Source organism: Lactococcus muris (genome assembly GCF_042849115.1).
Taxonomy (GTDB): domain Bacteria; phylum Bacillota; class Bacilli; order Lactobacillales; family Streptococcaceae; genus Lactococcus; species Lactococcus muris.
Genome location: NZ_BAAFQO010000002.1, coordinates 115,890 through 128,870, shown reverse-complemented (window position 1 = coordinate 128,870; position 12,981 = coordinate 115,890). Strand labels below are relative to the sequence as shown.

At 38.6% G+C, this 12,981-nt stretch carries 15 protein-coding genes and 1 riboswitch; of the genes, 1 reads left to right on the top strand and 14 read right to left on the bottom strand.

The window, feature by feature from the left end; translation table 11 throughout:
- The 5 genes from folE to ACGHCK_RS01820 all read right to left on the bottom strand — a co-directional run bounded on the left by folE (position 1) and on the right by ACGHCK_RS01820 (position 4,090).
- Positions 1-1,050 (bottom strand): GTP cyclohydrolase I FolE, encoded by a 1,050-nt coding sequence (gene folE / locus ACGHCK_RS01840; protein ID WP_202229450.1) that lies wholly within the window; start codon positions 1,048-1,050, stop codon positions 1-3.
- 72 nt (positions 1,051-1,122) lie between these two features.
- Entirely contained in the window at positions 1,123-1,470 is a 348-nt protein-coding gene (gene folB / locus ACGHCK_RS01835; RefSeq protein ID WP_251420560.1) for a dihydroneopterin aldolase, read from the bottom strand.
- Entirely contained in the window at positions 1,463-2,050 is a 588-nt protein-coding gene (yihA, locus tag ACGHCK_RS01830) for a ribosome biogenesis GTP-binding protein YihA/YsxC (RefSeq protein WP_251420559.1), read from the bottom strand. Before yihA ends, folB begins: the two co-directional genes overlap by 8 nt.
- An 84-nt stretch (positions 2,051-2,134) precedes the next feature.
- Positions 2,135-3,373: an ATP-dependent Clp protease ATP-binding subunit ClpX gene (clpX, locus tag ACGHCK_RS01825; RefSeq protein WP_251420558.1), complete on the bottom strand. Its 1,239-nt coding sequence runs from the start codon at positions 3,371-3,373 to the stop codon at positions 2,135-2,137.
- A gap of 201 nt (positions 3,374-3,574) precedes the next feature.
- Complete coding sequence (locus ACGHCK_RS01820; RefSeq protein ID WP_251420556.1) at positions 3,575-4,090, bottom strand: dihydrofolate reductase; 516 nt, start codon at positions 4,088-4,090, stop codon at positions 3,575-3,577.
- Positions 4,091-4,593: 503 nt separating this feature from the next.
- Here ACGHCK_RS01820 and ACGHCK_RS01815 point away from each other — a divergent pair.
- Positions 4,594-5,097, top strand: coding sequence for a tRNA (cytidine(34)-2'-O)-methyltransferase (locus ACGHCK_RS01815; protein WP_271327944.1), 504 nt, complete (start codon positions 4,594-4,596; stop codon positions 5,095-5,097).
- Positions 5,098-5,162: 65 nt separating this feature from the next.
- Here the strand turns inward: ACGHCK_RS01815 and ACGHCK_RS01810 are convergent, their stop codons facing one another.
- From ACGHCK_RS01810 to ACGHCK_RS01770, 9 genes are all read right to left on the bottom strand, one after another.
- The gene (locus tag ACGHCK_RS01810; RefSeq protein WP_271327945.1) at positions 5,163-6,782 is read right to left on the bottom strand and encodes a hypothetical protein; all 1,620 of its coding nucleotides are present in this window, start codon (positions 6,780-6,782) and stop codon (positions 5,163-5,165) included.
- Between the two features lie 254 nt (positions 6,783-7,036).
- Positions 7,037-8,341 carry a nucleobase:cation symporter-2 family protein gene (locus tag ACGHCK_RS01805; protein ID WP_271327946.1) on the bottom strand — a complete coding sequence of 435 codons (1,305 nt, stop codon included), beginning with the start codon at positions 8,339-8,341 and terminating at the stop codon, positions 7,037-7,039.
- 18 nt (positions 8,342-8,359) lie between these two features.
- Entirely contained in the window at positions 8,360-8,953 is a 594-nt protein-coding gene (locus ACGHCK_RS01800; RefSeq protein ID WP_251420547.1) for a xanthine phosphoribosyltransferase, read from the bottom strand.
- A 154-nt stretch (positions 8,954-9,107) separates the two neighbouring features.
- Positions 9,108-9,205, bottom strand: a riboswitch (purine riboswitch).
- 87 nt (positions 9,206-9,292) lie between these two features.
- Positions 9,293-10,009: a pseudouridine synthase gene (locus ACGHCK_RS01795; RefSeq protein ID WP_251420545.1), complete on the bottom strand. Its 717-nt coding sequence runs from the start codon at positions 10,007-10,009 to the stop codon at positions 9,293-9,295.
- Positions 9,996-10,574 (bottom strand): SMC-Scp complex subunit ScpB, encoded by a 579-nt coding sequence (gene scpB / locus ACGHCK_RS01790; RefSeq protein WP_202229430.1) that lies wholly within the window; start codon positions 10,572-10,574, stop codon positions 9,996-9,998. Before scpB ends, ACGHCK_RS01795 begins: the two co-directional genes overlap by 14 nt.
- Entirely contained in the window at positions 10,558-11,292 is a 735-nt protein-coding gene (locus ACGHCK_RS01785) for a segregation/condensation protein A (RefSeq protein ID WP_251420544.1), read from the bottom strand. The genes scpB and ACGHCK_RS01785 overlap by 17 nt, the downstream gene beginning before the upstream one ends.
- Positions 11,289-11,999 (bottom strand): site-specific tyrosine recombinase XerD, encoded by a 711-nt coding sequence (xerD, locus tag ACGHCK_RS01780; protein WP_202229581.1) that lies wholly within the window; start codon positions 11,997-11,999, stop codon positions 11,289-11,291. Before xerD ends, ACGHCK_RS01785 begins: the two co-directional genes overlap by 4 nt.
- Positions 11,974-12,438: a cyclic-di-AMP-binding protein CbpB gene (cbpB, locus tag ACGHCK_RS01775; protein ID WP_202229426.1), complete on the bottom strand. Its 465-nt coding sequence runs from the start codon at positions 12,436-12,438 to the stop codon at positions 11,974-11,976. Before cbpB ends, xerD begins: the two co-directional genes overlap by 26 nt.
- 19 nt (positions 12,439-12,457) lie before the next feature.
- Positions 12,458-12,967 (bottom strand): metallophosphoesterase, encoded by a 510-nt coding sequence (locus ACGHCK_RS01770; RefSeq protein ID WP_251420541.1) that lies wholly within the window; start codon positions 12,965-12,967, stop codon positions 12,458-12,460.
- Between the last annotated feature and the right edge of the window lie 14 nt (positions 12,968-12,981).

Sequence of the window (12,981 nt, the reverse complement as noted above, 5' to 3'; positions counted from 1 at the left end):
TTAAGTTAGGCTTTCTAAAAACTCCAGTCTCGTTTCTCTATTTTCTTCAAATTCCCCTAAGAAAAATGAAGTTCTCGTCTGAGAATTTCCTTTTTTAACACCACGCATCTCGATGCACATATGACGTGCTTCGACAACTACTGCTACACCTTTAGGCTGTAAAATATCATTCAAAATTTCTGCAATGTCTCTGGTGATATTTTCTTGGACAGAAAGCTTACGTGAAACATAGTTAATCAAACGCGGGATTTTACTTAGACCAATAATATTACCGTCTTTCGGAATGTAGGCAACATTTGCTGTGCCAAAAAAAGGCAACATATGGTGCTCACACATAGAATAAAACGGAATGTCTTTAATCAAGATGGTTTGATCTTGTTCTGTCGCTTCAATCTTAAATAACTTGTATTCTTCAAAGGCTGTTAATTTTTGGGAAGAAAGGATTTCTTCGTACATCTTAGCAACACGTTCTGGTGTTTCGAGAAGCCCTTCACGTTCTGGATTTTCACCCACAGCCGTTAAAATATCTCGGACAGCATTTTCGATACGTTTGCGCGCTGTTTTTTCTTCAGGAATTTCTATTATTTTTTGCCCTTTCCCTTCAAGATTAGAGATAGCCTGTTTGACTTGGGTTTCATATTCAAAGCCCTCCTCTAAAATGTCCATGAGAGGAATCAAAACAAAAAGACGATTGAACAGTTCTTTATGAGGAATAGTCAAATGCTCCTCTCGAAACTTTTCAGTGCCATAAAATAAAATATCAATATCGATAGTTCGTGGCCCCCAATGAACTGCACGTACACGGTTAAGCTTGCCTTCAATATCATGAATAACTTCAAGTAAAGTTTCCGCCTCCAAAGTTGTTGAAAGCTTCAAAGCTATATTGACAAAATCATCTTGTGGAACACCGCCGACAGGTGAAGTTTGGTAAACTTTTGACTTTTTTTCTATCAAGATAGCTGAGTTTTGCCCTAAGAGGTTCACCGCCTCTTGTAGATATGCTTGCTTATCCCCAATGTTACTTCCTAAACTCAAATAAACCGTTTGCATCACTTTCCTGCTTTCCCCCTTAGAAAGCCGTAATTATTCTGTATAAATACTCTAACTTCAAAAAATAGTAGTTTAACCAATCATTTCAATTTCTACATTGTCAAAAATCCCTGCGATAGGTACGGCCAACTTGCGGATATGTACTTCCACCGTTTCGACTTTTTTATTTTCTTTGATGGCTTGAATAATGTCAAAAGCTAATTTTTCAATCAAATCTGCACGCGATGATGCAATGATTTCCGAGATACTTTCATAAAAAGAAACATAACTCAAGGTTTCATCTAAGCTGTCCAAGCCAGAATACGAAAAATTAGTCGTTACAATCAAATCAATCTCTAAATTTTGTCCTAATATCTTTTCTTCAGGCAAGACACCGATATGAGAAAAGAATTTCATGTTATTAATCTTAATCTTATACATACTGTTCAATGGCTGTCCAAGCCTCGTCAATTCCGGTCTTGTCAAAGCTCGAGAAGATAACAAAATCATCTGTACTATCAAACTTCAAAGCTTTTTTGATTACTGAGACATGCTTGTTCCATTTTCCACGTGGAATCTTATCTGCCTTTGTTGCAACTAAAATAACTGGAATATTATAGAACTTTAAAAAAGTGTACATCAGTTTATCATCTTCTGATGGTTCATGGCGCAAATCCACAAGAGCAAGAACAGCCTTCAGATTAGGCGCTGTAGTGAGGTACTCCTCAATCATTTTGCCAAACTTTTCTCGTTCCTTTTTAGACACACGCGCATAGCCATAACCTGGCACATCAACCAGGTGTACTTTGCTGTCAACATTATAAAAATTAAGGAGCTGGGTTTTTCCTGGTGAACTTGAAGTTCGTGCAAAGTTCTTTCGGTTGAGCAAGGTATTTATAAAGCTTGATTTTCCAACATTTGAACGCCCTGCAAGCGCGATTTCTGGTATATCCGTATCTGGATATTGCTTGGCAGAGGCTGCTGAGATTGTCAGTTTTAAATTATTAGGATTTATTTTCATTATTCTCTTTCCCTGTGTCTTTCAAGGTTTGTCTTAAGCATTTTTTGAAACCATAACAAGAAAACCATGAGCACTCATGATTTTCTATTTTTCAATATAAATGACTTCTGCTTCTGCTTTATCACGTACAGCTGCCTCTGTAATAATCACTTTTTCAATGTTATCATGACTTGGAACTTCAAACATGATATCCATCATCACTTCTTCAATGATTGAGCGTAACCCACGTGCACCTGTCTTGCGTTCAATAGCTTTTTCAGCAATCGCATGCAAGGCTGCATCTTCAAATTCCAGTTCAACATTATCGTAGCTTAATAACTGCTTGTACTGCTTGATTAAGGCATTCTTGGGTTCTGTTAAAATACGGATCAGGTCAGATTCTGTTAGACGTTCCAAAGCCGCGACTACAGGTAAACGTCCAATAAACTCAGGAATCAAGCCAAAGGTCTGGATGTCTTCTGCGATAATTTCTTGCATATAGGATTCGTCATCTGCTAATGCTTTATTATTTGTTCCGAAACCGATGATTTTTTCACCAAGACGTTGTTTAACAATTTCTTCAATACCATCGAAAGCTCCTCCAACAATAAAAAGGATGTTTTTCGTATCAATTTGAATCATTTCTTGGTTGGGATGCTTACGTCCACCTTGCGGAGGGACACTTGCTACAGTACCTTCGATAATTTTTAAAAGAGCTTGTTGAACACCTTCACCCGAAACATCACGAGTAATCGAAACATTTTCAGATTTTTTAGCGATTTTATCAATTTCATCAATATAAATGATACCGCGTTCAGCACGTTCGATGTTAAAATCACTGGCTTGAAGAAGTTTCAATAAAATATTTTCAACATCTTCTCCAACGTAACCCGCCTCAGTCAAACTCGTTGCATCGGCAATAGCAAAGGGAACATTCAGTGATTTTGCCAAGGTTTGTGCTAGGAAAGTTTTCCCTGAACCTGTTGGTCCAATCAAAAGAATGTTAGACTTTTGGAGTTCAACTTCATCATCATCCTTACGCGCAAAATTGATACGCTTGTAATGATTATAAACGGCAACGGCCAATGCACGTTTTGCGTGCTCTTGACCAATCACATAACCATTAAGATGGTCCAGCATTTCTCTTGGGGTCATTACAGGAGTAGTTTCAAAGTCCTGAGAATTCTCCTCTCGCATTTCTTCCTCAATCAAATGACTTGATAACTCAACACATTCGTTACAAATATAGACACCAACACCAGCAATAAGCTTCTTTACCTCTGGTTGGCTTTTGCCACAGAATGAACAATAGATATTTTTATTTTCTTTTATATCGTTAGACATGTATATCTCTTCTTCTAAATTTTAAAATTTTTTAGGAAAATAAAGTTCCATAAAAAGCATGAATGGAATTCACTATGTTAGTAAAGGCATTAAGAAGGAATATTACCCCTAAGCCCCAGCGCTTTTTACGGAAGCATTGCAGCGCAAGTATCACGCATATTGCACACAGGACAGCCGTAAATAAGCCAAAAATTGATTTTGTCAAGGTCTGTGCTTCTCCTTCCGCTCATATTTTTCAATCGTAAAATCATAAATATTTTTTTCGTCTTTTTCCCGATAGTCCTCTGATATTTTTTCATACTGTGAAAAATCAAAGTCTTCTGGAAAATATGTATCCGCTGTAAATTTCTCATGAACAATAGTTTTATATAAAGCAGATATTTTTTTTTCAAAAAGAAGGAACATCTTCGCACCACCGATAATATACAAATCACGGTCTTGGCTATTATACCATTCCAACACTTCAGAAACACTATGCATGATAAGAACTCTATCGTTGTCTTCTTTTGGATAGGAAGTATCACGTGTAAGTACGATGCTGATACGTCCCGGAAGCACACGTTTGTTCATACCTTCAAAGGTTTTTCGGCCCATCAAAATGGCTTGATGGTAGGTTGTATTTTTAAAATGTTCCAGTTCAGCAGGTAAGCGCCAAGGTAAATGACCCTCAACACCAATTGCCTTCGCTTCATCTTCTGCCCAGATTGCGTAAATCACTTTACTTCCCCCCCTGCTTTTCTCTACTCCTTGAAAAGCCAACCATCCTTATAAAACAAAGATGTTCCTTTCTTTTTAATGCGTTGTCGTCCTTGTACCTAAAGGCACTCGGTAACATACAGCAAGTCCTATGAGACATGGCTTAAATGTTTCATTCATCAACAGTTATAAAATATTGCGCATGAGCGTTACTATTGTCGTGTTTCGATAACAGCATTTTTTCTGTTGTCAAGGATATAATTACCTTTATCATTATATCAAAAAACACCTTTTTTTACTCTAATTTTTCTTTTGCAGAAAAAGTGTAAAAATTTTGCATTATTTTCTTTACTTTTCCTAAAAGATGTGGTAATATGTTTTTATCAATTAATTTGTTTCAATCAACCCTGTTATGATTAAAGCAAATTAGTCCCCCAACTAGGCTGCTCGCTGAGGCCATACTCCGAGCTACCTAGTTTTTATTTTTGTAAAAATCCCGCTTAATACAGTGAATGGAGAATATTATGAATCATATTGTGCTTTTTGAACCGCGTATTCACTTTAATACAGGAAATATTGCCCGAACATGTGCTGCTACAAATACTACCCTGCATTTGATTGAACCATTTGGTTTTGAAATTACAGATAAAAATCTCAAAAGAGCAGGTTTAGACTACTGGGACAAGGTAAATATCATTTATCATAAGAATCTTGAAGATTTTCTCAGTCATATCGATGGGAAGCTTTACTTGGTCAGTAAGTTTGCTGATCATGTTTATTCAGATATTGATTATTCAGAAACTTCTGAGGATTTGTATTTTATTTTTGGTCGCGAAGACACAGGCTTACCTGAGGCTTTCATGCGGGAAAATGCAGAAAAGTGCATCCGTATCCCGATGAATGATGCGCATGTACGCAGTCTTAATCTTTCGAATGCCGCTTGCATGATTATCTATGAAGCGCTTCGGCAACAGGGGTTTGCAGGACTAGAACTTAGCCATACTTATGAAAAGTATAAGTTGAAATAGGTTTATCAATGTCAAAAGAGGACAGAACATTTGTTCCGACCTCTTTTTTTGTAATCTTTTATGAGTTAATTTGCTTGGTTGATGATGAGAGCGGGACGTGGTCCTCCTCCTATAGGATGATCCAAACCAGTTGAAGTTAGTGTACTGCCAAACCAACGACTATCAACAATCCATATACGGTTGCCACCTGTAGGTGTACGCAAATGCCACCAATTATTACCGTGTGCGACACGGTCCCCAGGATTAGGAAAAGCACGTCCTGGTCCTGATAAGCGTGTCACATCAGCCAAGGAAAGAGAAAAGGCACGAGGCGTTCCGCTAGTATCAACCTGAGTCACATCGGCCGCAACCTCTGGAAAATCGTCCAGATTGTTAGGTATCCAGCGATCAAATGGACCGTCAAAGGTGACATTATTAGGTAAAACTGTTCCTGTTGTAAAGTTATTCGCAACAGGTTGAACCAGAGCTTGTACTGCGCTATCAAGCCCGTCATACCAAGAGACAAGCGCCATATCGTGGTCGTTCCAAGAGGCATTGTCTATTACCCCATTCCGAATAATCATATGATTACCAGAACCCATGTTCTCCAGATAACGGTATTGTTCACCTGCCATGGTGAAAACACGTCCTGGGTTCATAGCACTAAAGTTAAACGCCTCTGGCTGTGCATCCTCAAAAACGCCTGGATTGCCGTCATTATTTGTGATTTCTTGAAGTAATAGACTAAGATAACTACTATGAGTACTATCATTTGGAAGATTTACCAAGAACTCCTCGCTTTGATCTGAACTGATCAGCTGACTGTCCACATGAATACCGTAATAATATTGACCCGGGATGTTACCAGCTGCTGCTGCCATCTCTGCCGCATCAATCAAGTAAGAAGTTGCCTGCCCTGACTGGAGCGTATTGGCCCAATAGGCCCAGCCCGTCCGGCTATCTATCACCCAAAAGTTACCTGTTTTATCCGCAGCTGGTAGGGCATACCACTGGTCTATCGTCATCGGGGCACGGTCTTGTTGCAGGTTTTGTGCAGCATCGTTGGTGACAGTTTCTCCCGGCCAAGTGCCGCCGCTATTGTCAAAATCATCACCCGATGACCAGTAAGCATCTGTACCGTCACCGGGATGAGTGGCACCGTCTGTTACACCATCTGTGACTGGACTTGTGATCCAGTCACGGGCATGTCCTGCAGCTGCCGTCATCAGGTCTGCGTTGTCATGGTTAAAGGTTGGCATAAACCATGGCGCATCTTGTCCTGCTCGTTCCCAACCAAAGGTCAGACGGGAATAACGATTGAAGGCTGCTGAGTCACCTGCACGAGTATTTAAATCATTTGCAGCTGGTCGCATGATTGTCCAGCTGTCTACATCACCACGAGTGGTCCCTGGTACAAGAGGTTCAAAATCTGTTGTCCCTCCTCTTCGAATTTCCATAAATTCAGACAATCGGATGCGCACCATGATTTCAACATCACCGAAGTTTTCAACGAAAACATCTTTATTTTCAGTATCCCGGTTATAGTAGTCATGGGTACGTCCACCGACCGAGTTCTCCCGTATCCGGTCATTGATGGCCCGCTGGTTGAAGGCTTGGAAGGCAAAGGTGCCGCCTACCAAGAGCAGTAAGAGCGATAAAAGTGCGAGATTGCGCAGTTGCCGCCGTTTTTTCTTTTCTGGTGTCATAAACTCCTCCTTTGACGTAACATTTACTTTCGAGTTTTTATTACATATACATTTCTAATGTTACGTTCACTTTCTGAGTCTATAGTATAAAAAAAAAAAAAAAGTCAAATGAAATGAGTGTTTGATGAGAAGAGCGGGGGCCAAATTGACGAGTAGGTGACTTTGTGGCAGTTGAAAAAGTAAATTTATCGAAGAACAGTAAAACGCTCAAACTAGCTTGAGCGTTTATTTATAGCTTATAGACGATAGAAACTTCAGTTCACCTTTACTTCATGAGCATTCACTACAGCTTCTGCTTCAGGTTTAGAATTTAGAATTAAGTTAAGAAGAATGGCTGAAACTGTACTAACGACAATCCCATTAGACAAGAAGATTTGAGCCCAGCTTGGCAGGCTAACAAATAGATTGCTTGAGTTAAATCCAACCCCCATGCCTACTGAAATAGCAACAATAAACAAGTTTTGGTTGTCTTTGTAATCAACTGTGCCAAGCATTTTTACCCCTTGCATGGCAACCATACCAAACATAATAAGCATAGCCCCACCAAGTACAGGTACTGGAATAAGCTGTGCAATGGCAGCAAATTTAGGAATCAATCCCAAAGCGATTAAAAAAGCTGCAGTAAAGTAGATTGGCTTACGTGATTTTATTCCTGACATTTGAACCAAACCTACATTTTGCGAGAAACCAGTATAGGGGAAGGTATTGAAGATACCGCCAAGCAAAACAGCAAGACCTTCTGAACGGTAGCCGTTTCGTAAACGTTTCTCAGATAACTCTTCACCTGTCAAATCAGATAAGGCTAAGTAAACGCCTGTTGACTCCACCATAGAAACAATAGCGATGATAATCATCATCAGGCAGTCGATTAAATAAAAGCGGGGCATCGCTATACGGAAAGGAACTGGCAAGTGTGCCCAAGGGGCTTGATTAATGGCTGAAAAGTCAACCATATGTAAGCCAGCTGCTAAAACAGTACCTGCAACTAAACCAATCAAGATAGATATCGAGCGAATAAAGCCTTTAGCAAAAATGTGGACAAGGAGAATCACTAATATAGTAAATCCTGCAAGCAGTAAACTGTTAGTTGTCGGTGCTGCTTCGTTATTTCCCATATTCCCAACCGCAACAGGAATCAAAGTCAGTCCTATCGTTGTAATAACTGAACCTGTAACCAGAGGAGGGAAAAATTTCCTTATTTTAGAAAAAACACCTGCAACTGCAATAACAAAGACACCTGAGGCGATTAGGGCACCAAACATAGCGCCATCACCATGTTTTTGTCCAATAATAATGAGTGGAGCAACAGACTGAAAAGCTACACCCAGAACAACAGGAAGCCCGATACCAAAATTCTTGGTCATCTTAAGTTGAAGTAGGGTCGCTAAACCGCACATAAAGATATCCGTTGAAATCAAATAAGTCAACTGCATTGCACTGTAGTTGAGAGCAGAGGCAATCATAATGGGCACCAAAATTGAGCCTGAGTACATCGCAAGGAGATGCTGTAAACCTAAAACTGCTGCTTGACCGTTGGCTTGTCTTTTTATCTTAAACATTATTTTTTCTACTCCTTCTTAATCCCAGACAGCATCATCTGCTGGCGCAAATACAACTTTTCCTGACTCAAATTTTTCGATGCGAGCCAAGGAAGTTACTGTTAAACCTTTATCAATCAGAAGTTGCCGGCCTGTTTGAAAGCTCTTCTCGATGACAATACCAATGCCTGCCACTTGCGCCCCTGCTTGCTTGATGAGCTCCTCTAACCCTAATGCAGCTTGACCATTGGCCAAAAAGTCATCAATAATCAATACATTATCCTCAGAAGAAATAAATTTACGAGAGATTGAAACTGTAGAAGTCACTTGTTTCGTAAATGAAAAGACTTCTGTTGTCAGTAGCTCTTCGTTCATTGTAATATTTTTTGATTTTTTTGCAAAAACCATTGGTACACCGAGTGCTTCAGCGGCATAGAGCGCTGGCGCAATACCACTGGCTTCGATAGTTACAACTTTAGTAATGTCTTGGTCTTTATAGACCTGAGCAAAACGTTGTCCGATTGCTTTCATCAGTTCATAGTCAACCTGATGAGTAAGAAAGCTATCAACTTTTAGAACTTGATCTCCAAGAACTTGTCCATCACGTACGATACGATTTTCTAATAACTTCATGATTTCTCCTAAATGTTTATACCTAAGAACTGCTCGTCTCTAGCAAATACAAAAGCCCTACCTGGTAAGGTAGAGCATTTCTAAACGACAAAAGAAGATATGATTTATAAGGCATCAATCAAGACATGAACACTTACATTCAAAGCCATACTGCACAAATAAAAAATCCTCTTATTGTCCTGCTTTTACGGTGCAGGGTAGAGACACTCAGCCATATTCTAAGTATAAATAAGATTTTTTAATATTGATATAGTATAACGTATTTTATTTTTTTAATCAAGAAAAGATCGCGATAAATAAATTTTTTTCAAATATTTATAAATATTGTTCGGAAATCACTTATTGTTTAACTGCATTCATCAGTTGAGAAACTTCTTTTTTACTTAAACGACGGTAACGACCTGGTGCTAGTCCCTCTAAATTTAAGGGGCCATATTGGACGCGGCTTAGTTTTTGAACCGGTAAGCCGACTGCCGCAAACATTTTTTTAACTTGATGATTTTGTCCTTCATGGATGGTCAAACTAACCAGTGAACTATTCTTCACCTTATCTTGTCTCATAATTTCATAACGTGCTGGACTTATTTTTTTCCCATCAATAGTCATCCCCAGAGTTAAAGGGCGAAGATTTTCTTTATTGGCTTGCCCTTCAACTTTAGCAATGTAAACCTTTTCAACACCGTGTCGAGGATGTGTCATCAGGTTCGTAAATTCTCCATCATTTGTTAAGAGCAAGAGACCGCTCGTATCCCAGTCCAGACGACCGACAGGATAGATGCGTTCTTTTCCTTTAGGAAGTAAGTCCATAACTGTTTGACGCCCCTTATCATCACTTGAACTAGAAATATAGCCGCGTGGCTTATTAAGCATATAATAAACAGGTTCTTCATTATAAACGGCAACACCGTTTACTTCCACACTGTCTCCTGCCTCTACTTGATAAGCCAAGTTAGTCATTGTGACATTATTAACAGATACTTTTCCTGATAAGATGAGCTCTTCTGCCTTACGTCTGCTAGCCACACCTGCATGTGCCAAAAATTTATTGATTCTCATTTATTTCCCCATTTTCATTAAATAATACCTGCTGCTCTCCCACAAACTGACTTTCATCAACTTCTGGTAACTCTGAAAGATTATTGATTCCGATATAATCTAAAAAGAATTCTGTCGTTTCATACAAACCTGGACGACCGACAACCTCAAGTGTTCCCGTCTTTTCTACTAAGTTATAGGCCCGTAGAGTAGAGAGTGCCCCACTGGAATTCACACCGCGCAATTGATCAATCTCTAATCGTGTAATCGGCTGTTTATAAGCAACAATCGAAAGAACCTCCAAGGCAGAGCGCGAGAGACTCTGGTTAAGTGGTGTTTTGGCATAGTTTTTAAGAATATCAGCGAATATATCTTTTGTGGCTAGCTTATATTTTCCAGCCGTTTCAATAATCGTCAATGCGGATTCTTGATCTGTTTGATATTTTTCAACCAAACGCTCTATTTGTTGTTCACAAGCAAACTTACTCATACCAGAAAGCTCTGACAGCTGATTCAACTCAAGTCCTTCTTCACCTGCAACGAAAAGCAAAAGTTCTAAAACAGCTGTTTTATTTAGCTTGTCCATCCTGACCTCTTTCTAATAGAATTTCACCAAAAACTTCATCTTGTTTGAACGTGATTTGTTGTGTTTTTATTAACTCCAAAAGTGCCATAAAAGTAGTTAGCAGTTCTTCCTTAGATGTTTTTTTCGAAAATAGTGAGCTAAAGGTATAAGAGCTTTTCTTTAAAAAGAGAGCAGATAATTCGACAATTTTGTCAGAGATGGAAAATTTTTCTGCTTCTATCGTTGTATTTTCATCCGTGAAAGATTGTTTGTGCAGCTCCAAAACATTGCTAAAAGCCAAAAACAAATCCAAACTGCTATAATCTTGTAAAAGTACAGCATCTTCACCAATAATTTCTGTTTTTGCTTTGGAGTAAAATTGGCTACGTTCTTCATGCATTTGTGCAATATCTTGCGACAAGGCCTTGTATTTCCTATATTCATCAATTTGAGCCAAAATATCCTGTTCGAGCTGTTCAGTATCTTCTATGAACTCTTCTGCAACCGTAGGCAAAAGACGACGAGACTTGATGAGCATAAGTTGACTCGCCATTACCATATACTCACTGGCAATTTCTAGCTCTAAAGTCTTCATAGTCTTCAAAAAATTTAAATACTGCTCAATAATCGGAACCAGAGGCACTTCAAAAATATCAACTTTATATTGTCCAACCAGATGTAAAAGTAAATCGAGAGGACCTTCAAAATCATTGATTTTTATCTTTATTTCTTCAATCATTTATAGTATTTTTCTAAGGTTGTAGTTGTAGATAAACCTAGAGCTTCTGCCAACTCATAGACAGTTTTCCCTGCTCTAACTTGCTTCAAAATATACTGCTCTCGCAACTCTTTTGCCGTCATATCTGTATATTTTCTAAGCTCGAGATAGAGAAACTGACGCGACTTGACAAAAAGCTCATCTGCATTATTAATTCTCTGTGTGTAGAGAGCAAACTTATCTCGAATAGGTAATACTCTTTTCAAGCCCGCTTTTTCTACCGTTAAAATTTTGAACTTCCAGTTGAAATTTTCCCAACGCAATTGCTGAATTTCTGCAAACGTCAATCCGAATTCAAGAATGAGGAAAGCTAAAAAGTGCCCCGGCGAGGTTACTGGCCGATAAATCGCTGACAGATTCTTAAGCTCTGCTTTTTGTTTTACTGCTTTCTTTTTTGCACTCACTTGCTGAATCTTGTGCAATTCTTTCAGCAAATTTTTTTCATACAAATAAGACAGAAACTGATTGGCACTTGATATTTTACGACGTTGTGCAGCTACTGTCAATTTTTTTAGGGACTGACGATAAAGTAAGAGCGACTCCCGGGAAATGCTTTTCTTTTCAAAAAATTCTGCAAAATTCCGCAAATCGTAAAGATAATTTGATTTTGTATTTTCTGAGAAGTTTTTACTGGCTAAAAAATTAGGTATTTCGTTTGATAATATCATAGTCTTTACTAAATTCATGGGCAAAAGCATTGATAGCTTTCAAGATTTCTTGACGTGCAATAATGCCAACAAATTCCGTTCTTTTTACTACAGGTAAGAAAGGTTCTTTGACCAACTTATGTAGAATTTCTTCAAGGGATGCAGATGGGCTAACTGTTTCTACTCCAGTGTCGACAATTTCTGAAATACGTGTATTCATTGATTTTTCATAAAAGAAATCTTCTCCCATTTCGAACTCAACGATGTCTGCAAGACCTACAACTCCAACATATTCTTTATTTTTAGTAAGCACTGGCACCCTAGAGTATTTGTACTGACTCAATAAAAGTTTTGCATGTGAAACATTGTGCTCATCAAACAAGACAGCAACATCATCAGCAGCTTTTATAAAGGTTTCACTCTGCCCTAAGAAATATTTTTCAATAGCTTTATCAATCATTTTTACCCTACCTATTTTTCTACAGATTAAAAGTAAACTGTAAATCTGGAATTTCCTTGTGCTCCAAATCACGATAAGAAACATTATAACCGTTGTCAAGTATCGTAACAACAGCATACATTTTTATATTTATGTTCCCACGCGGCTGACTGACAGAGCCTGGGTTAATAAACAAAGTCTTTCCTATAATCTGTGCCACAGGTTGATGTATATGCCCAAAGAGCGCAATGTCAGCTCCTTTTTCCTCGGCAAAATAGGAATAACGTTCAAGCCCAAATCCAACATAGAATTGATGTCCGTGAGCGATGAGAATTTTCTTTCCTTCAACCTCCACCATTTTCACTTCTGAGTAGCCCTCATCATAGTCACAGTTTCCTGAGACTACGGTAATGCCTCTCCATATTTCATCATTGCTCGGTAACTCAGAATCGCCACAATGAAATAAAGCTGAAGCTGTACCTTCATACTTTTCTTTGATTCTTTTAACTATTTCACGATCAGTGTGTGAATCACTCATTACGATAAACATCGAAGACTCCTTTT